We start from the raw sequence: 21,693 nt of genomic DNA, 5'->3' as shown, positions 1-21,693 counted from the left end.
GTGCTCCACCTGCCCAGATTGCATTGCGTTCGCGATGCCGGATCGTGGCGTTAACCATATATCTTTTGTATGTATGCCACTAATCGCATAAACAACTTGGCTATATTGGCAGCATAACTGCCGTACACTTCCGATATTGTCAGCAAGCTGCGCGCTCAGGTTGCGTTATGGTCGCGCTGCAGGACGCTCCACCATCTGTTGAGCGGCCGGCGGCGCAGTCGCAACCAAGGCAGGAGGCGGGGCGTAGCGGACGGTCTGTGTCCCCTGCGTCTCGGCCCAATGACACTCCACCCCATGTTCCGATGCGCCCAGGATAAAGCCATAGGTTCCAGGGGCATGCAGCATGGGTTCTCGGGTCGGGATGGGGGTGCGGGGGCGGATCTCGCCGGGTGGTGGGGTTCAAATCGAAGGGCGTGCTGATTCCGCTCAAGGAATGTCGCGGAATGCCCGGCCCGGTGGCCGGGCGCTGCTGCTGGCCGGCACCGCCATGGCCCTGCTGGCCGCGACCGGAACGGCCCGCGCCGGCAATGGCCCGGCGCTGCCCACGGGCGGCACCTTCCAGGCGGGTTCGGGCACCATCTCCGGCGGGGCTGGCAGTCTGACCATCAACCAGGGCAGCCAGCGCGCCGTCATCGACTGGAAAAGCTTTTCCATCGGCCAGGGCGGCACCGTCAGCTTCAACAACGGCAGCGGCGCCACGCTGAATCGCGTCACGGGTGGCAACCTGTCCACCATCCTGGGCACGCTGAAGGCCACGGGCACGCTGTACGTCATCAACCCGGCGGGCGTGGTGGTGGGGGCCAGTGGCGTGGTGGTCACGGGCGGCAGCTTCACCGCCAGCACCCTGGACATCGCCAACGACGCCTTCATGGCCGGCGGCACCCTGCTGTTCAAGGGCGACACCGATGCCGAGGTCAAGAATCTGGGCAAGATCTCCGCCACCGGCGGCGACGTCTTCCTGATCGCGCGCAACGTCACCAACGACGGCACCATCACCGCCCCCAACGGCACCGTGGGCCTGGCCGCCGGCCAGCAGGTGCTGCTGAAGGACGGCGATGCGGGGGAACGGGTCTACGTCCAGGTCGGCGGCGGCGATGTCACGAACACCGGCGCCATCGCGGCGGCGCAGGCGGAACTGAAGGCCGCCGGCGGCAACATCTATGCCCTGGCCGGCAATGGCGGCGGCGCCATCCGCGCCACCGGCACCACCGTGAAGGACGGGCATATCTGGCTGTCGGCCAGCGGGTCGACCGAGACGGCCACGGACCAGGGCGGCGCCGTCACCGTCGCCGGCACGGTGGCCGCCACCAACGCCGACGGCACGGGCGGCACCGTCACCGCCACCGGCAAATCGGTGGCGGTGCAGGCCGGCGCCGTGGTCGATGCCAGCGGCACCACCGGCGCCGGCGGCACCATCCTGCTGGGCGGCGACCGCCAAGGGGGCGCCGATGCCGCCACCAAGCTGGTGAAGCAAACCGTCGCCACCGCCGCCCAGACAAGCGTCGCGGCGGGCGCCACCCTGAAGGCCGACGCGGGCGCCACCGGCAATGGTGGCAGCGTCATCGTCTGGTCGGATCAACAGACGGGATTCGCCGGCACCCTCAGCGCCAAGGGCGGCACCCGGACCGGCAACGGCGGCTTCGCCGAAGTGTCCAGCCACAAGCTGCTGGACTTCACCGGCGCGGTGGATTTGACCGCCCCGGTGGGCAGTGTTGGCCAACTGCTGCTGGACCCGGAGAACGTCACCATCTCCACCGGCAGCAATTCCAACAGCAGCCAGTCCAGCGGCACCTTCACCCCCACGGGCAACAGCTCCGTCATCAACACGACCACGCTGCAAAACGCCCTGGCCACCGCCGACGTCACCGTCACCACCGGCAGCATCGGCAGCCAAACGGGCGACATCACCGTCGCCAACAACGTGACTTGGTCCGCCAGCCACAGCCTGACGCTGTCGGCCTATCACAGCATCATCTTCAACGGCGGCACGATCAGCCACACCGCCGGGTCCGGCGACGTCACCCTGCGGGCCGACAACACCGGCACGGGCAGCGGCACCGTCACGTTCACCAGCGGTGGTGTCGCCATGACCGGCAGCAGCGGCTCGGTGAACCTCTACTACAACCCCGCCAGCTATGCCTCCCCCACCAGCTATGCCGGCAATGTCGCCTTGGGGTCGGGTGCCCTGACGACCTACATGTTGGTGAACACCGCCACCAACCTGCAGAATCTGTCGACCAACCTGTCCGGCACCTATGCCCTGGGCCGGGATATCGACGCCAGCGGCACCGCCGCCTGGAACAGTGGCGCGGGATTCGCCCCCATCAACAGCTTCTCCGGGACGCTGGACGGCCTAGGCCACACCGTCACCGGTCTTACCATCAACCGCCCCTCCACGACTGCGGTGGGCCTGTTCGGCGACACGCCGACAAGCAACGGGCCCACGATCCGCAACCTGGGTCTGGTGGATGTGAACATCGCCGGTTCAAACCGTGTGGGCGGCGTGGTCGGGCGCGCCAACGGCGGCGGGTCCCTGACCAACGTCCATGTCACCGGCTCCATCACCGGCTATGGCGATTTCATCGGCGGCCTGATCGGCCAGGATGACCAGCAGTCGATCAGCAACAGCTGGACCGATGTCACCATCACCGTCCCCAAAGGCTACAGCGGCAACGGCGTGGGCGGCCTGGTCGGTTGGCAGCGCTCCGGCTCGCTGACCAACGTCTACGCCCTGGGCACCGTCTACGCCCCGGACGCGAGCCAGGTCGGCGGCCTGGTGGGAACGGACGGCTTCATCGGCTTCGGCCAGGGTGCGGCCGTCACCAACGCTTACGCCACCGGCAATGTCACCGGCAACGATGCCGTCGGCGGCCTGATCGGCATCGCCGAGGGCGGCAGCATCACCAAGACCTACGCCACCGGGTCCGTCACCGGCGTCACCAACCTGGGTGGTCTGGTGGGCATCAACGCCAACCCCATAACCCTCAGCTGGGCCAGCGGCAGCATAACCCGCAGCAGCGGCAGCGCCACCAGCGTGGGCGGCCTGGTGGGCACCAACGGCGACAGCGTCAGCACGGGCAGCATCGCCACCAGCTATTGGGACAGCTACACCGCCGCCGGCCTGTCGGCCGCGGGCGCCACCGTGGGCGGCAGCACCAGCAGCGCCACCGCGGTCACCAGCGACCCGGCGCAGTCGGCCGCCAGCAACTATGCCTACAAGGCCAGCGCCTACGGCGCCTTCAACTTCACCACTGACTGGTGGTTGAGCGACGGCGGCACCCGGCCTCTGGGCCTGTGGGAATATTCACTGACCGTCAGCAACGCCCACCAATTGCAGCTGGTCGCCCACGACCTGACGGCCAGCTATACCCAGAGCAACGACATCCGCATGCCGGCCCCGACCGCCAGCGGAATCTGGAAGTCCACCACCGGCAGCGTCCCCGCCGGCTTCATCCCCCTGGGCACCCCGTCGACGCCGTTCAGCGGCACCTATAACGGCCAGGGGTATGCCATCGATGGGCTGACCATCAACTACGGTGGCGGGAGCAACACCTATATCGGCCTGTTCGGCGGCAACACCGGCACCCTCAACAACATCGCCCTGACCAACGTGGCCATCACCGTCACCAACGCCGACAGCCATGTCGGCGCGCTGGTGGGCGCCAACGGTGGCGGCCAGATCACGAACGCCTATGTCTCCGGCACGTTGACGTTCAGCGGCGGTGGCGGCTACGGCGTCGGCGGCATCGTGGGGATTCAGTACAATGGCGGAACCATCACCGGTTCCACCTCGATGGCCGACGTCAATCTCAGCTTCGTCAATGGCGGGCAGGGTTATGCCGGCGGCGTTCTGGGCGTTACCGCCGACCTGAGCGCCACGGCCATCAACACGTCCTACGCTGGCGGCACCATCACCGTCACCGGTGGCGGCGGAGTCGGTGGCCAAGCCCTGGCGGGTGGCCTGGCGGGGATATCCACCAACATCTCCAACAGCTATTCCACCGCCACCGTCACGGAAACCTCCGGCAGAAGCGTGGATGAAATAGGCGGCCTGGTGGGCCAGAGCGCCACCGGCACCATCAGCAACAGCTACGCCAGCGGCACCATCAGCGCGCCGGGCACGAAGATCGGCGGCCTGATCGGCTTCAACGTCAGCGCCACCATCAACAATTCCTATTGGGACAAGCAGACCACCGGCCTATCCAGCGGCACCGGAAGCGGCAGCGCCACCGGCATGACCGGCCGCACCACCGCCGAGATGGCGGTTCAATCCAACTTCAGTGGCTGGGATTTCACCAACACCTGGTATCTGCCCGCCGGCCTGTCCCGCCCGGTCCTGCGCGCGGAGGCCAGCACCACCATCCGCAACGCCCATGAATTGCAATTGGTGGCCCTGGCCCCCACCGCCCGCTACACCATCGCCAACGATATCGGCTTGGCCACCCCCCTTGCCAACACCGCTGACATTTGGAGCGGGGGGTTCGTGCCCATCGCCAACTTCTCCGGCGAGCTGTCGGGCCAGGGCCACACCATCAGCGGTCTGACCATCACCAGTAGCGCTGCCAATAAAGGCCTGTTCGCCACGACCACCGCCTCGGCCAAATTGGCCAATCTGGCGCTCACCAACGTCTCCGTCTCCGGTGGTAACAATGTGGGCGCCCTGGTGGGCTCGGCGACCGGCACCACCATCAGCAACATCACCGTGTCCGGCACGGTCAGCGGCGCCAGCCAGGTGGGCGGCGTCGTGGGCAGCACCACCGGCGCGATCAGCTACACTGGCATGTCGGGCACGGTCAGCGCCACCGCCGACAGTGTCGGCGGCGTGGTGGGCTTCACCAATGGCGCCATCGCGGACAGCTGGTCCACCGCCACGGTCAGCAGTTCGGGCACCAGCAGCCACGGCCTGTACGTGGGTGGCCTAGCGGGGCAGAGCACCGGCACCATCGACCGGTCCTGGGCCTCTGGCTCCGTCAGCGGTTGGACCGACGTTGGTGGCCTGGTTGGCCTTGCCAGCGGCGCCATCACCACCTCCAGCGCCAGCGGCGCCGTCACCGGTGGGGGCAGCGTGGTCGGCGGGCTGGTGGGAAACCTGTATGGCACCAGCCTGACCAACACCTACGCCACCGGCGCCGTCACCGGCTATCAGGAGGCGGGCGGCCTGGTCGGCATCATCCAGGTGGCGGGCTCCAGCATCAACAACAGCTACGCCAGCGGCGCGGTCAGCAGCACCAGCGGCAGCGTCTACACCAGCGGCCTGGTGGGCCTGTCCAGTGTGACGTTCACCGCCAGCAACTCGTTCTGGGACGTCACCACCACGGGGCGGAGCTATGGCGCCGCCAGCGGCGGCAGCGGCCTGACGGTGGCTGGCTTCACCGGCCTGACCGGCACCCAGGCATTCAGCAGCAGCACCACCCCCATCAGCGGGTGGGATTTCACCAACACCTGGTACATGGTGGACGGCAGCACGCGGCCCCTGTTGCAGGCGGAGGCCTCCACCACCATCCGCTCGGCCCATCAGTTGCAGCTGGTGAACCTGCACCCCACCCTCAACTACACCCTGGCGAACGACATCAACCTGGGCAGCGCCCTGTCCGCCACCGGGGAGGTCTGGAGCAGTGGCGGCTTCTCCCCCATCGATAACTTCGGCGGCAGCTTCGCCGCTACGTTCAATGGCGGCGGCCACACCATCACCGGGCTGACCATCAACCGGCCCGGCACCAGCGATGTCGGCCTCTTCACCCAACTCTCCGGCTATGTCCATGACTTGACGCTCAGCGCCGTCTCCATCACCGGCGGCAGCAATGTCGGCGCGTTGGCGGGGTCCGCGAGCGGGGGAAACATCACCAAGGTCACGGTGACCGGCAGCATCACCGGCAACAGCACCGTCGGCGGATTGTTGGGAAGCAGCGGCGGCCAGCTGCTGCAGACCAAGGCGGATACCCTGATCACCGCCAGCGGCACCAACGTGGGTGGCCTGGCGGGCAGCAACAGCGGCACCATCCAGGACAGCTATTCCCTGGGCGGCATCCGCACGACGGCTGGCGGCAGCGGACAGGCCGTCGGCGGCCTGGTCGGCAGCAACAGCGGAACGATCCAGGACGCCTATGCGCAGACGGCCCTGCTGGGCGCGGTCCGCGCCAGCGGCTCGGCCGTGGGTGGCCTGGTGGGCAGCAACAGCGGCACCGTCGCCAACACCTACAGCATCGGCGCGGTGGTCACCACCGGCACCCCCACCCTGGGCGGCCTGATCGGCAGCAACACCGGCACCGCCACCAACAGCTTCTACGACACCGAAACCTCCGGCCTGTCCGCTGGTGTGGGCAGCGGCACGGCCACCGGCGTCACGGGCAAGACCACCGCCCAACTGCAGACGCGCAGCACCCTCACCGGCGCCGGGTGGGACTACACCACGCCCGTCTGGGGCATGGTCGACGGCACCACGCTGCCCTACTTCACCTGGGAACATTCGGGCGGAGTCCAGATTGTCACCGGCACCGCCTACAGCAACGCCGCCGGCAGCAGCTTCGCCATCGCCAACCGCGTCAGCGCGCTGACCAACGGCACCAGTCTGGGCAGCGGCTTCGCCGGGGCCAACGGCTATTACTACATCCTGGCCGATGGCAGCCCCATCACCGGCGGCAATTTGGTCGCCTACCTGAATCCGGCGCTGGGCAACACCACGCTGGGCAATGCCGTCCGCCTGACCACCAGCGGGGGCACCACCACCGGCCTGACCGTATTGGGCAACACGGTGCAGATGACCAGCGACGGCCCGGCGGTCAGCACCAGCGCGCTGGCCAGCGCCCGGCCGTCCGGCATCGATTCCAGCCTGCTCTACACCGTGTCGGGCAGCACCATCACGCTGTCCGCCAACGCCAGCCTGGATATCGAGGCCGGCAGCCGCGCCATCACCGTGGACGACGCCCTGACGGTCAGCGGCACCGGCACCCTGACGCTGGCCAGCACCGGGACCAGCACGCAGTCGGCCGCCATCACCACGCCCAGCCTGCTGCTGACCGGCAGCGGCGGCGTCTGGCAACTCGGCAGCCTGTCCGGCGGCAACAGCATCAACAGCATCGGCACGCTGGCGGCCAACACCGGCTCGATCCTCATCGGGTCCGGCAGCGCCTTGGCGGTGGGCACCGTGGGCTCCATCAACGGCATCACGCTGACCGGCGGCCTGGGCTTCACCGGCGCCAGCACCAGCGTCACCCAGACCCAGGCGATCAGCGCCGGCGGCCTGGCGCTGGAGGGCGGCAGCTACACCCTGACCAACACGGGCAACGCCTTCACGCATTTCACCGCCAACGGCGCCACCTTCAGCGTCACGGCCGCCGGCACCGTCACCGTCGACACCGTGACCGCCGGCGGCAGCAGCTACAACGGCCTTATCCTGAGCGGCACGGCCAGCAACAGCCTGACGGCCGGCGGTGACCTGACGGTGGCGACCCCCAGCAACACCGCCAACCTGGCGGCTGGCGGGACCCTGACCCTGACGGCCGGCGGCGATCTGACCATCACCGACACCAGCCTGACCATCGCTTCTGGCACTGGCGCCAGCACCCTGACGCTAGTGGCCGGCAACAACGTGACCTTGCAGGGCACCTCCAGCGCCATCACGGTCAGCGGCATCGTCGGCGCCGGGCTGAACCTGTCCCTGTATGCCGACAGCGACAACAGCGGCGCCGGCGGCATCACCCTCAGCCGCGTCAACGTTCTGACCAAGGGCGGTACCCTGGCCCTGGTGGGGGGCCCCGTCGTCAGCGACCCCACGACCGCGGGCAACGCCCACAGCACGGGGGTAAGCGCCACCGACGATGCCGCCATCGGCATCACCAACAGCACCATCAGCCTGGAGGGGGGCAACGCCGTCCTGAAGGGCGACGGGCAGGCCAGCGTCACCGGCACCTCCTCCGGCATCGCGCTGACCAACAGCAGCCTCACCACCACCGTCACCGGCACCCTGACGCTGACCGGCAGCGCCACGACCAGCACCGCCGCCGGCGCGCATGCCGGCATCCAACTGGTGGGCAGCACGCTGCAGACGGCGGCCGGGGCCATCACCCTGACCGGCACGGCGGCGGCGGGCCCCAGCGGCAATACCGGCCTGCTGGTGAACGGCGGCGGCGTGACCGCCACCACCGGCGGCATCACCCTGACCGGCATGGGCACGGGCGGCACCGGCCTGCGGCTCTACGGCGAAACGCTCAGCACCACCAGTGGCGCCATCGCCCTGACGGGCAGCGGCACCACCGGCGCCGGCCTGGTGCTGGGCGATGGCACCAGCACCGCCGCCAGCATCGGCGGCGGCACGCAGACCGGCGCCATCACGCTGACCAGTGACGACTTTGCCCTGTCCAGCGGTGCCGCGCCCACCATCACCACCACGGGCACGGTGACCCTGCGCCAGCAGTCCGCCGACCGCGCCCTGGCCGTGGGCGGCAGTGTGACCGGCGCCGACGTGCTGAGCGCCGCCGGCATCAACGGCGTCACCGCCGGCACCCTGGTCATCGGCCGCACCGACATCAGCGAGACAGCCGGCTACACCATCGCCGGGGCCATCGCGCCCACCAACGTCACCACCCTGTCGCTGGTGACGGGCGGCGCCATCACCCAGTCCGGCGGCGCCAGCATCACCGTCCCCAACCTGGCCGTGAGCGCCGCAAGCGACATCGGCCTGGCCACGGCCGCCAACAGCGTCGGCACCCTGGCCGCCAGCAGCAGCGCCGGCAGTGTCAGTTTCAAGGATGCGGGCGCGCTGACCATAGGGACGGTGGACGGCGTCACTGGCGTCAGTGGCACCACCATCGCCCTAACCGCCGGGGCGAATGGCTTGCTGACGGTAAACCAGGCGGTCAGCGGCACCGGCGTCACCTTGAGCGCCGACCGCATGGACCTGGCCAGCACCGTGACCGCCACCGCCGGCGGCACCGTCACCCTGGTCCCCGTGACCAGCGGCTGGGCCGTCAACCTGGGCAGTGGCACCGACGCCACCGCCAGTACCCTGGAACTGTCGGCGGCGGAATTGGATCGTGTCACCGCCGGCACCCTGGTGGTGGACCCGCCCGTGTCCGGCGACATCGTCATCAGCGCGGCCATCGCCCCGGCCCATGCCAGCACCCTGGTGCTGGAGGCCGGTGGCACCATCACCCAGGCCAGCGGCGCCACCATCACCGTGGGCAGCCTGGGCCTGAACGCCGGCGGCGCCATCACCCTGACGCAGGCCAACAGCATCGGCACCCTGGCCGCCAGCAGCGGCGGCGCCTTGGCCTTCACCAACAGCGGCGCCCTGACCATCGGCACCGTCGGTGGCATCACCGGCATCACCGCCACGGGTGCCGTGACCATCACCATCGGTGGGACGCTGACCGTGGCCAATGCGGTGACCAGCCAGGCCACCGGCGACGCGGTCACCCTGTCGACCACCGGGGCGTTCGTCAACACGGCCGGGTCCGGCGCCATTGCCGCGGCCAGCGGCCGTTGGCTGGTCTATTCGGCCAATTCGGCCGGTGACACCTTCGGTGGCCTGGACAGCGGCAACAGCGCCCTGTGGAACCGCACCCTGGCCTCCGGCGCCGTTGCGGCCAGCGGAAACCGTTATGTCTTCGCGGAACAGCCTACCCTGGTGATCACCGCCAGCGACCTCACCAAAACCTACGGCCAAGACGTCAGCGGCACCTTGACCTACACCCTGTCCGGTGGCGCGGCTGGGGTGGCGCATGCCTATCTGGCGGGGACCAGCCTCGGCACCGCCCCGACGCTGACCTCCACCGGGGCCGGCAACGGCGCCAACGTTGGCGGCTACACCATAACGGCCAGCGGGGCCACCACCACCGACGGCTCTGCCATCAGCTATGTCGCGGGCACGCTGACGGTGAACAAGGCGCCCCTGACGGTCACGGCCAACAACGCCACCATCACCTATGGCCAGAGCCCCAGTCTGGGCGCCAGCTACAGCGGCTTCGTCAATGGCGAGACCGCGGCCAGCCTGGGCGGCACCCTGACCATCGGCGGTGCCGGCACCAGCGCCGGCAGCTACACCCTGACGGCCAGCGGCCTTACCAGCGCCAATTACGACATCAGCTATGCCGCCGGCACCCTGACCGTGAACAAGGCCGCCCTGACCGTCACCGCCAACAACGCAACCATCACCTACGGCCAGACGCCCAGCCTGGGCGTCAGCTACAGCGGCTTCGTCAACGGCGAGACCGCCTCGGTCCTGGGCGGTAGCCTGGCCATCGGCGGGGCGGGCACCAATGCCGGCAGCTACACCCTGACCCCGGCGGGCCTCACCAGCGCCAATTACGACATCAGCTATGCCGCCGGCACGCTGACCGTGAACAAGGCCGCCCTGACCGTCACCGCCAACAATGCAACCGTCACCTACGGCCAGACGCCCACCCTGGGCGCCAGTTACAGCGGCTTCGTCAACGGCGACACCGCGGCTAGCCTCGGCGGCACCCTGACCGTCAGCGGTGCCGGTACCAACGCCGGCAGCTACACCCTGACGGCCAGCGGCCTTAGCAGCGCCAATTACGACATCAGCTATGTCGCGGGCACGCTGACGGTGAACAAGGCCGCCCTGACCGTCACGGCCAACAACGCCACCGTGACCTACGGCCAGACGCCCAGCCTGGGCGTCAGCTACAGCGGCTTCGTCAACGGCGAGACCGCCTCCGTCCTGGGCGGCAGCCTGGCCATCGGCGGGGCGGGCACCGACGCGGGCAGCTACACCCTGACGGCCAGCGGCCTCACCGCCGCCAACTACGCCATCAGCTATGTCGCTGGCACGCTGACGGTGAACAAGGCCGCCCTGACCGTCACGGCCAACAACGCCACCGTGACCTACGGCCAGACGCCCAGCCTGGGCGCCAGCTACAGCGGCTTCGTCAACGGCGAGACCGCCTCGGTCCTGGGCGGCAGCCTGGCCATCGCCGGGGCGGGCACCGATGCCGGCAGCTACACCCTGACCCCTGGCGGCCTCACCGCCGCCAACTACGCCATCAGCTATGTCGCTGGCACGCTGACGGTGAACAAGGCGCCGCTGACCGTCACGGCCAACAACGCCACCGTGACCTACGGCCAGACGCCCAGCCTGGGCGCCAGCTACAGCGGCTTCGTCAATGGCGAGACCGCCTCGGTCCTGGGCGGCAGCCTGGCCATCGGCGGGGCGGGCACCGATGCCGGCAGCTACACCCTGACCCCTGGCGGCCTCACCGCCGCCAACTACGCCATCAGCTATGTCGCTGGCACGCTGACGGTGAACAAGGCGCCGCTGACCGTCACGGCCAACAACGCCACCGTGACCTATGGCCAGACGCCCAGCCTGGGCGCCAGCTACAGCGGCTTCGTCAATGGCGACACGGCCTCGGTCCTGGGCGGCGGCCTGGCCTTCGGCGGGGTGGGCACCAACGCCGGCACCTACACCCTGACCCCGGGTGGCCTCACCAGCGCCAACTACGCCATCAGCTATGTCGCCGGAACCCTGACGGTGAACCGGGCGCCCCTGACAGTCACCGCCAACGACGTCACCGTCGCCTTCGGCGGTACCCCGGCTTATGGCGCCACCTACACGGGCTTTGTGAACGGTGAGACCAGCGCCGTCCTGGGCGGCAGCCTGGTCTACAGCGGTGGTGGCACGGCCAGCGGCACCTACACGATCACGCCGAGTGGGCTGACTTCCGGCAACTACCTCATCACTTACGCCGCCGGAACCCTGACGGTGCAGGCCGTCACAATGCCCCAGGTCCCGTCCTCCACCCATTTCGTGGACCAGCCCTCTGGCAAGGTACCCTTCACCCCAACCCAGCCGCTGGTGGGCTCCGACTACTCCCAGGGCAGTTACCGCGTCATTTACCTGGCGCCCCCGGCCCTGGCTGGCGGCACCATCACCAATACCTCGACCTTTTCCGCCGCCCACCAGGATGGGACGGACGAGACTGAGTTCGAGATCGCCAAGCGGTGGCGCTGAAGCCCGCCATGAACGCCCCTACCAAGCCGTCAGACAACGCCCCCATGACCAGGAAATCCATGTCCGTTTCACCGGCACGCGTCCTCTCGGCCCTGCTCTCGGCCGGCCTGTCCCTGACCGCCGTGCAGGCGCAGGCTCAAAGCTATGAGCGCATCGCGCCCAAGGAGCCGCCGGCCAAGGCGCCGGCGGAGCAAGCGCCGCAACCGCCCATGCCGCCGGCTCCCGCGCCCGAGTCAGATCGGGTGATCCTGCCCCAGTTGAAGGGCCTGGTCTTCGTCCCGACGCCGGCCGCCGTTCAACCCGGTGGCAGGGCGATAACCGGCGTGGACACCGGCCACATCGATATCCTGGACCGTCCCGGCTTTCGCCCGATCGCGGAGGCTTACATCGGCAAGCCGCTGCGCTTGGCCGACCTGAACGAACTGGCCCGCCAGATCGTCGCCTTCTACCGCGACAACGACCACCCCCTGGTCGACGTGTTGGTGCCGGAGCAGGACATCGACAACGGCACCGTGCAGGTGGTGGTGCGCGAATTCACCGTGGGCAAGGTGGCGGCCGAGGGCAACGAGTGGTTCGACAGCGCCCTGCTGACCCGCCACATCGGCGTTGGCCCGGGGGACCGGGTGGAGGGCGAGCGCTTGCTGCGCGAGGTCAACGGCCTGAACGAGAATCCTTTCCGGCAGGTTGACCTGGTCTATCGCCCGGGGTCCGCGCCGGGCACCACCGACCTGGTGTTGTCCACCCGCGACCGCTTCCCCCTGCGCGTCTATGCCGGCTATGACAACAGCGGCGCGCCCAGCACGGGACGCGACCGTTGGAACCTGGGTTTCAACTGGGGCAATGCCTTCTGGCAGGATGAGCAGCTGTCCTACCAGCTGACCACCAGCAATGATTTCTGGCATGACCGGCCGGGCGGGCGGAACGCGTCCTTCGTCGGCCATTCCCTCAGCTGGCTCGCGCCCTTGCCCTGGCAAGACCGCCTGATGATCTTCGGCAGCTACGAGGAAAGCGTGCCCAATGTGGGCAACGACTTCGGCCTGGTGGGCAAGAGCGGCCAGGCCAGCCTGCGCTATCAGATCCCGCTGAAGCGTACCGAGCAGTTCGCCCATCAGCTGGAATTCGGCTACGATTTCAAGACCACCAACAACAACCTGGCCTTCGGTGGCGTCCAAATCTCGCGCACGGCCACGGAGATCAACCAATTCTCCGCCAACTACAACGCCACCCTGGGTGACGCCTGGGGCAGCACGGGGTGGAGCAACACCCTGGTGTGGAGCCCTGGCGGCCTGACCGGCGACAACACCAATGCCGCCTTCCAACCGGGGGACAACCAATCCGGCCGGTTGGGCGCCAAGGCCAATTACCTGTATGTCCGCAGTGAACTGAACCGCCTGGTCAAGCTGCCGGAGGACGCGGTCTGGGCCACACGGGTGGTTGGGCAACTCAGCAACCGCGCCCTGCTGGATACCGAACAGCTGGGGGCCGGCGGCGCCGACATCCTGCGCGGCTATGATGAGCGCGCCGTGAATGGCGACCAGGGCGTGCTGATCAGCACGGAGCTGCGCAGCCGCGCTTTCAAACTGATGCAGCGGGGTCCCGATGACGCCCTGCAGTTGCTGGCCTTTGTCGACTACGGCAGCCTGTGGAATCGCAATACCCCGGCGGGCGAAAGCGACAACGTCAATCTGGCCAGCACCGGAGTGGGCCTGGGCTACACCTACGGCACCTACCTGACCGTGAAGTTCGCCTACGGCTGGCAGTTGCGCAAGCTGCCGGGCGCTGCGGAAAAGGGTGAACTGAGCCACGTGTCCGTGACACTGAGCTATTGACGCGCCTTCTCTCGTGCGATGGACGTCAGCGCAACACCGCGCTGGTGTCGGCCAGGCGCACGTCGTGCATCTGGTTCAGGTAGGCCTCATAATACCCCTTGTGCGAGGCGCCGACGATGGCGAGCAGGCGGGTGCCGGGATGCTGGCCCAGGACATCGCGGATGTTCGCGACCATGCGCAGGTTCCGCGTCTCCCAGTACCCGACGTAATTCCGGCCGTATCCCTGGGGGGAGGGTTCGCGCAAGGCGGCGCCGAAGTCGGCTTGATAGGCTTGCAGCGCGGCCTGCGGCGCGTTGTAGGCGCGGTACAGGGTCATCAGGCCATCTGGTTTGGCGATGCCTGCCTCCAGCCGCTCATCCGCCGCCCGGCGCGCCTTGGCGACGGGATTGTCCCAGGCGTGCGTGATCGCGGCGGCATAGGCATTGGCGTCCGGCGGATCGGGAAAGTCGGCGCTGTGGTCGTCCACGCTCCACAACCGCTCCAATCCCAGGCGCGCCGCCAGCACGGCCGAGATAAGGTTGGTTTCGTTGCGGCGATCCTTGGCCCGGTCCAGCGCCGCCACGAGCTCGAGCGTCAGCCCGTCGCCGTCGTGCCGCTCCTCCGCCGGCAGGCGCAGCCATTGCACCAGGGCGGAGCTCCGCTCCCCCGCCGCCAGGAAGATGGCGGCCAGGTGTCGCCGGTCGGCGGGGGTAGGGGCGGCCGGCCAGGCAGCCAGCAGCCGTTCGGCCTCCGCGTTGGCGGCGGGCACGTCCAGTCCCGTCGCCTGCCCGGCGGGGCCGGGGTCTGGGCAGTAGTCGGCGACGGTTGAGGCATAACGGGTGGGATAACGGCGCAGGCTGTCGCACTGCAGGCCGGACATGTCCTCGGTCGCGATGGCGTCCGGATGCCAGGCAGCCAGGCGGGCCAGCAGGGGTTCCAGCATGTCCGGCCGAAGTTCGCCCTTGAGCCCCGACAGATGCGGTGTGCCCAGCACCAGCACCTCGTTGGCCTTGCCCGCTGGCGGTCCCTTCAACTGGTCGGGCTTGAATGAGGGGTGGTAGTCCGTCGCCCCGGTCCTGGCATCCGCCGGGATGACTTTGGCGACTGCCAGGACGCCGACAAGCAGGGCTAAGCCCAGGCAGGCCGGGCGGCGGCGGATTTGTTTCATGATTCCCCCAAAGGACCGTATAGCGCGTCCGCCATCATCCCGATCGTCCCGGCGTCATGAAAGGGCCGCTTTGGCGTCGGTCGCCCGGTCCGCCCCTGATCCGCCGCGCGTCCAACACCGTATCGTCCGGTGCCGGGGACAAGGGGCCCTGGGGCACGGCTGGAAAGGGTTTGAGATGTGGAGACGGATTTGCGCCGCGCTGTTGTGCGCGCCCCTGCTCAGCAGTTGCGCCGGCATGGCGCCCAAGGATTTCGCGGACGGCACGCCCCCCTTGGTCCTGGAGGATTATTTCACCGGACACACCAAGGCCTGGGGGCTGTTCGAGGACCGCTTCGGCAAGGTGCGGCGCCAATTCACGGTCGATATCGAGGGAACGCGCCAGGACGGCGCCCTGATCCTGCACGAACGCTTTCTGTACAACGATGGCGAACGGGAGGAGCGAACCTGGACCGTACGGCGGGTGGCGCCGGACCGCTATGAGGGGACGGCCGGCGATGTCGTGGGCGTGGCCCGGGGTGTGGCGTCGGGCAACGCCTTCAACTGGGCCTATCGCCTGGACCTGAAGGTCGGTGACGGCACGATGCGCGTCGCCTTCGACGATTGGATGTTCCTGCAACCCGGCGGCGTCATGCTGAACCGGGCCCATGTCACCAAATGGGGCGTTGAAATCGGATCGGTCAGCATCTTCTTCCAGAAGGCACCACCGGATGAGGGGGCCTCAACGACCCCATTCCAGCAGTAGAGGCTTGGTCGGGGGCGCGGAGTTTCCACCGCGCGCCCCGGCCAGCGCAGACGTGATCAGGCGGCCCGCAGCTTGGAGAAGAAGTCGGCCACCGCCTCCTGCAGGCGGGCCGATTCCTTCGCCAGGCTTTGCGAGGCGCCCAGCACCTGGACGGAAGCGGCGGCGGTTTCCTCCGACGCCTCGGCCACGGCGCCGATGTTGTTGGACACCATCACCGTGCCCTTGGACGCCTCTGTCACGTTGCGGGTGATCTCCCGCGTGGCGGCACCCTGTTCCTCCACCGCCGCCGCGATGACGGAGGTTCCGGCACCGATATCGCGGATGGTGGACTGGATTTGGCGGATGGCGCTGACGGCGTCCGTCGTCTCCTGCTGGATGGCCGCCACCTGGGTGCCGATATCCTCGGTCGCCTTGGCGGTCTGGTTGGCCAGGGCCTTCACCTCGGTGGCGACAACGGCGAAGCCCTTGCCGGCTTCACCGGCCCGCGCCGCCTCGATGGTGGCGTTCAGCGCCAGCAGGTTGGTCTGGCTGGCAATTTCACGTATCAGGCCGATCACCGCCTCGATACGCTGCGCACCCTCGGCCAGGCCGTTGACAGTGGCGTCGGTTTGCTCCGCCTGTCGCACCGCCTGGTCGGCCACCGTGGCCGACTGCATGGCCTGGCGGCTGATCTCCCCGATGGAGGCGGTCAGCTCCTCCGTCGCGGCGGCCACGGTCTGGACGTTGGAAGAGGCTTCCTCGGCGCCTGAGGCCACGGCCTGGACCTGGCGGCGGTTGCCATCCACGATCTGGGTCAGGCGGCTGGCCGTCTGGCCCAGTTCCTCGGACGCGTGGGCGACGAAATTCACCAGCTCGGTGGAGACCTTGTCGAATTCTTCGATGTACTGCTCGCGCAGGCGCACGCGCTCCTCACGGCGCAACTGCTCCTGCCGGGCCTCCTCCGCCAATTCGTCGGCCCGGATCATGCTGTCACGGAAGACGGCGACGGCGGCGGCCATGCGGCCGATCTCGTCCTGGCGGTCGGCGCCGGGGATGTCAACCATCAGGTCATGGTCGGCCAGGCGGCCCATGGCGCCGGTCATGTCGTTCAGCGGCTTGGACACCAGGCGGATCAAGGCGTAGCCGGCGGCGCCGCCCAGGGCCAACGCCAGGACCAGCGCGCCGATGACCACGGCCTTCGCGCTTTCATAGCTGTCGCGGTTGGCCTTGGCCGCCAGGTCGGCGCCCTTCATGTTGACCTCGGCGTCCGTCTTCAGCGCCTGGCGCAGCTTGGTGAAATTGTCGATCATGGCGCCACGGAAGAAGGCGATGGCCTCATCCATCTTGCCGTCGTGGGCCATGGCCAGCAGCTGCTGATGCATGTCCAGATAGGACTTCCAGAGGCGCTGGATATCATCGGCCGCCGCGCGTTCGTCGCCCGCGCCGATCAAGGGCGTGTAGGCGGTCCAGGCCTTGTCATAGTCGGACAGGGTGGCGGCGAAGCGCTTTTCCACCTCATCCCGCATGGCCGGTTCCTTCACCAGGAGGTAGGAGCCCTCCAGCGAACGGAAGCGTTCCGTCGCCTGGACAAGTTGGCCCACCGCGCGGGTGGAGGGCAGCCAATCGTCGCGGATGTCCATGGCCGAGGCGTTCATGCGGCCCGCTTGCAGCAGGGCGACCAGGCCCAGGACCAGGGTGATGCAAAGCACTGCGGCGAATGCCAGGATCACTTTGGCGCGAATGGACAAGTTCTTCATGGGGCTAGGCTCCTCACCGAGGTTGGAACCGCCCTGTGGACGGTCCCCGAGACGGGGCGCCATAGCCCTTGTTTGGACCGCGACCAAAGCGGCCGCGAACCTTCCAAAGACAAGGGCAAAGAGTAGGCGCCAACACGCCGAATATTCCGCCCAGTCTATTAACTATTGGTGAACCATGAAGCCTATGCTGGCGGTTAGGGTTGCCCGTCGGGCCGTGTCACGCCGGCTCAAGGTCCCTCCGGGCAGGGCGCGGGGGATGCGCCCGGCGCCGCCTGGTCCAGGCGGGACAGGCTGTCGGCCACCGCGGTCGCCAGCCGTGCGGCACCACTGGACAGGGCGGTCGCGGCGGCGTCGGGGGTGGCGGCGGCCAGCGGCAGGGTGAAGCCCACCCGGCAGGTGAAGGCCGCGCCTTGCGGCAGGCGCCGCATGGTCCAACTGCCATCCACCACGGCGGAGCCCCCCGGCGTGGCGTCGAACCGCTCGATGCGCAAGGCCAGGCGATATTGCGGCGGGCCGTTGGGGGTGGGAAGCACGGGCGCCTGGTAGATGTCGGTGGCGCGCAGGCGCTGCCATAGGGCGTTGGCCAGCGCCAGCCGCATCTCATCCGCCACCGGGGCGGCCCAGCGGTCGTCATCGCGCACGTCCAGCCGGCCGCCGGCGTCGGTCAGCACCAGCTGGGTGCGATTCAGCCGCTCCGGCACCGTCACGGGCAGTACCTCCACCAGCACGCGGGCGCTGCCGGCCACCGGCGCCTCGCCAGGCTGGGGCGCCAGGGCGTGATAGCGGATGGGGGTGGACCCGCCGCAGCCGGTCAACAGCAGGGCCAGCCCGGCAGTGGCCACGAGGGACGGGAGGGGGCGGGGGAACGGTATCGCGGTCATTCGTCCTTGTCCTTCCGGCCGCGCACCAGGGATTCCGGGTGGCGTTCCAGGCTGTCGCTCAGCGCCTTCAGCGAGCGGGTGGCATCCATCACGCCCTTCAGGGCTTGGCGGGTATCCTGTTGCAGCGGGGCGTCGGGGGCGACGCTGGCCTGGGTGGCGGCCAGCGTCTGCTGCATCTGTTGCAGGCTGTCGCGGATTTCCGGCAGCACGTCGTGGTCGGCATGCCGGACCAGATCGTCGATATGCCGCGTGGCGCCGTCCACGCTGGCCAAGGCCTTGCGCGCGTTTTCGCCGATGGCGTCGAAGGGGATCTTGTCCAGCTTGGCCACGATATCCTGCACCTTCTGGTACAGCTCCTCCAGGTCGCCCGGCACGGTCGGCAATTCCAGGGGATCGGCGTCGGGATTGAACGCCACCGGCGCCGCCTTGGGCATGAAGTCGAGTGCGACGTACAGCTGCCCGGTCAGGATGCTGCCGGTCCGCAGCTGGGCGCGCAGGCCCCGGTTCACCAGGTCACGGAGGCGGGCGGTGCGAATGTGCCGGTCGCCGTTCCACGGCAGCGTCTTTTCGAAGGAGGCCAGCCTGTCGGGGAAGAGGGTGACCAGGACGCGGCCGGTGAAGTCATGCGTTTGCGGGTCGTAATCGATGCCGGTGGCCGTCACATTGCCAAGCTCCACCCCCCGGAAGTCCACCGGCGCCCCCACGGTCAAGCCGCGGATGGACTGGTTGAAATGCAGCACCACTGGCACGCTGGGCCCGTCCGGCGCCTTCAGGGCGTCGGCGTGGTTGCCGGCCAGCCAGAAATGGTCGCCGGCCGGGGCGGGGGTGAGGGAGGTGCCGGCCGGATCCTCGAAGGCGACGCCCCCCATCAGGATGGTGGCCAGCGCCTGGGTGTCGATCTTCAGGCCAGCGCCGTCGATGCGCACGTCCACGCCGCTGGCGTGCCAGAACTTGCTGTCCTTGGTGACGAAATGGTCGTACGGCGACTTGATGAAGATGTGCAGCGTGATGTTGCGGCCGTCCTCATCCAGCGTGTAGCGCTCCACGTGCCCCACGGGGATGCGCTTGTAATAAACCGGTGAGCCGGCGGCCAGGGAACCGATGTCGTCGGTGTGCAGGACATAGCGCTGACCGGGCACGTCGGAGGCGACCACCGGCGGGTCCTCCAGTCCGGTGAACTCCTTGCGCGGGTTGGTGGATTTTCCGGCGTCGACGCCGATGTAGGAACCGGACAGCAGGGTGTTCAGTCCTGAGATGCCGGTTTCCGCGAAGCGGGGACGCACCACCCAGAAGCGGCTGTCGTCGACCGCGAAGTTGCCAGCCTCCTTGCTCAATTCCACCGTCACCATGACGCGGGCGTGGTCTTCGTTCAGGCTGACGGACTTGACCTCGCCAATGTCCACATCCTTGAACTTGACCTTGGTCTTGCCCGGCTCGATGCCATCGGCGGTCAGGAAGCTGATGGTGATGCTCGGCCCCTTCATCCATACCGTCTTGACGACCAGGGTCAGGCCGATGAGGGCGGCGATGGCCGGGATCAGCCAGACAAGGGACGGAATCCAACGGCGGCCCGCGTCCACCACGGGTTCCGGTAGGTCCCGGTCATGGATGGCCCTGTCCGGGGATGCCCCCGGCCTGGCCCCAGGGGGGGCAGGTGCATCGGGCCTGTCGTTACGGGGCGGGGTGTCGGCCATGGCGGATTCCGGAGGCTGGGCGGTTTGGTTCTTGACGGTTCGCCGGCGCACGGCGCGCGCGATCCCAGATCATGCGGGGGTCGAAGCTGTGGGCGGCCAGCATGGTCAACACCACCACGCCGCCGAAGGCGGCCGCCCCCGGCCCGGCCTGGATGACGGCCAGGCCCTGGAAATGGACCAGGCCGACCATCAGGGCGACGACGAACACGTCCAGCATGGACCAGCGGCCCACAAACTCGACGATGCGGTAAAGGCGGGCGCGCTGGTCGGCGCGGCTTCGGGCGCCCCGGTGGATGGAGACGGCCAAAGTGCTCAATGTCGCCAGTTTCAACAGCGGCACCAGGATGCTGACGGTGAAGATCAGCACGGCCAGCTCGGGCGAGCCGCTGGTCCAGAAATAGAGGATGCCCGACAGGATGGTGTCGTTCTGGGTGCCCAGCAGCGTCGATGTCTGCATCACCGGGAAGACATTGGCGGGGATATAGAGGATGGCGGCGGCGATCAGCAGCGCCCAGGTGCGCGACAGGCTGTCCGTCTTGCGCCGATGCAGCCGTCCGGCGCACCGGGGGCATCGCAGATGACCCGCACTCCGCCCGGCATGGGGGAGGGGCTCGCGGCAGACCAGGTGGCAATGGTGGCAGGACAGCAGGCCGGCCTGCGCCGCCGTGGTCACGGCGGGCTCCGGTGCCGGGTGCCGGCCGTGTCGCGTGCCCCTCATGGATGCGCGGTCCAGCGGCCGGGGGCGGGCGGGGCGTCCGGCCGGACGATCACCCCCTGGCCGGCCTGCCAGAGGCTGCGCAGGTCCAGGGATAGGATAGCGGCCATCAGGATGGTCAGCAGGCCGAAGGCCCATAGCGCGATGCCGGGCACCACCGTCGACATGTTGGACAGCTTCACCAGCGACACGACAATGCCCAGCATGAACACCTCGATCATGCCCCAGGGGCGCAGGGCCTGAAGGAACCGCAGGATGGGCGCGAAGGCCGCCGCCGGACGACCCCGGCGGATCATCAGCAACAGGGCGAACAGCGCGCCCAGATCCACCAAGGGAAACAATTGGGTGGTGCCGAAGACCAATACGGCCACGATCTCCCGCCCTTCCTGCCATAGGGACAGCACGCTGCCGATCAGCGTGGCGCTGTTGCTGCGGCCCTGGATTTCCAGATCCACGATGGGGAAGCAGTTGGCGATGAGATAGACCACGATGGCGGCCGTCACCAGCGCCAGCTGGTGCTCCGCCTCCAGGTAGGAGCGGCGGTACAGCACGGCCTGACAGCGCACGCACCGGGCCTTTGTGCCCGGTGGCAAAGGGCGCCGTTCGTGCAGGGCGTCGCATTCGGGGCAGGCGACCAGGGTTTCGGTCAAAGGGATGCCAGTTCGTCGTGATGGTCCGGCCTCGGTACATGGCCGGGGCCGCGTTACCCGATATGGTGGGCGGGATCAGGCGTTTACGATAGCCCAGCTTCCTGAATAGCACCATCGGGGAAGGCCATCGGGCGCCAGGACCGGTCGGAGGAAGCCGGTCGACCTAGCGGTCGTGCAACGATTAGGCCGCCTCTCCCGTGGCCAACGTCCTCCAGGGGCGTGGGTGGCGTGGGGTGCGCCATTTAATTCCCTGCCCAGACGATGCGGCCTCATGCACACTGCGGCGGGGCTGCCCCCCTCCTGCAGGCTAGGGCGCGGCGGTATGGTG

At 68.5% G+C, this 21,693-nt stretch carries 9 protein-coding genes; 3 read left to right on the top strand and 6 right to left on the bottom strand.

Going from position 1 to position 21,693, the window contains the following annotated elements:
• Positions 1-433: 433 nt before the first annotated feature.
• Positions 434-11,971, top strand: coding sequence for an MBG domain-containing protein (locus FBZ90_RS08765; RefSeq protein ID WP_186455680.1), 11,538 nt, complete (start codon positions 434-436; stop codon positions 11,969-11,971).
• A 59-nt stretch (positions 11,972-12,030) separates the two neighbouring features.
• Positions 12,031-13,800: a ShlB/FhaC/HecB family hemolysin secretion/activation protein gene (locus FBZ90_RS08760; RefSeq protein ID WP_186455679.1), complete on the top strand. Its 1,770-nt coding sequence runs from the start codon at positions 12,031-12,033 to the stop codon at positions 13,798-13,800.
• 25 nt (positions 13,801-13,825) lie between these two features.
• Here FBZ90_RS08760 and FBZ90_RS08755 read toward each other — a convergent pair whose 3' ends face one another.
• Entirely contained in the window at positions 13,826-14,947 is a 1,122-nt protein-coding gene (locus tag FBZ90_RS08755) for a DUF5694 domain-containing protein (RefSeq protein ID WP_211101953.1), read from the bottom strand.
• A gap of 175 nt (positions 14,948-15,122) precedes the next feature.
• Here FBZ90_RS08755 and FBZ90_RS08750 point away from each other — a divergent pair, with 175 nt between their 5' ends.
• Positions 15,123-15,689, top strand: coding sequence for a DUF3833 domain-containing protein (locus FBZ90_RS08750; RefSeq protein WP_145731062.1), 567 nt, complete (start codon positions 15,123-15,125; stop codon positions 15,687-15,689).
• A 56-nt stretch (positions 15,690-15,745) separates the two neighbouring features.
• On the opposite strand, the gene FBZ90_RS08745 is transcribed toward FBZ90_RS08750, so the two are convergent.
• The 5 genes from FBZ90_RS08745 to FBZ90_RS08725 all read right to left on the bottom strand — a co-directional run bounded on the left by FBZ90_RS08745 (position 15,746) and on the right by FBZ90_RS08725 (position 21,281).
• Complete coding sequence (locus FBZ90_RS08745; RefSeq protein ID WP_186455678.1) at positions 15,746-17,425, bottom strand: methyl-accepting chemotaxis protein; 1,680 nt, start codon at positions 17,423-17,425, stop codon at positions 15,746-15,748.
• Positions 17,426-17,652: 227 nt separating this feature from the next.
• Complete coding sequence (locus FBZ90_RS08740) at positions 17,653-18,306, bottom strand: PqiC family protein (protein ID WP_145731058.1); 654 nt, start codon at positions 18,304-18,306, stop codon at positions 17,653-17,655.
• Positions 18,303-19,886 (bottom strand): PqiB family protein, encoded by a 1,584-nt coding sequence (locus FBZ90_RS08735; RefSeq protein WP_246130225.1) that lies wholly within the window; start codon positions 19,884-19,886, stop codon positions 18,303-18,305. The genes FBZ90_RS08740 and FBZ90_RS08735 overlap by 4 nt, the downstream gene beginning before the upstream one ends.
• Positions 19,887-19,977: 91 nt before the next feature.
• Positions 19,978-20,718 carry a paraquat-inducible protein A gene (locus FBZ90_RS08730; protein ID WP_145731054.1) on the bottom strand — a complete coding sequence of 247 codons (741 nt, stop codon included), beginning with the start codon at positions 20,716-20,718 and terminating at the stop codon, positions 19,978-19,980.
• Positions 20,715-21,281: a paraquat-inducible protein A gene (locus FBZ90_RS08725; protein ID WP_246130224.1), complete on the bottom strand. Its 567-nt coding sequence runs from the start codon at positions 21,279-21,281 to the stop codon at positions 20,715-20,717. The genes FBZ90_RS08730 and FBZ90_RS08725 overlap by 4 nt, the downstream gene beginning before the upstream one ends.
• Positions 21,282-21,693: the final 412 nt, after the last annotated feature.

The sequence above is a fragment of the Nitrospirillum pindoramense genome, from assembly GCF_007827955.1.
In the GTDB taxonomy this organism is placed as follows: domain Bacteria; phylum Pseudomonadota; class Alphaproteobacteria; order Azospirillales; family Azospirillaceae; genus Nitrospirillum; species Nitrospirillum amazonense_B.
Note: the sequence above shows the minus strand (reverse complement) of the source record. Positions and strands in the feature narration are given on the sequence as shown.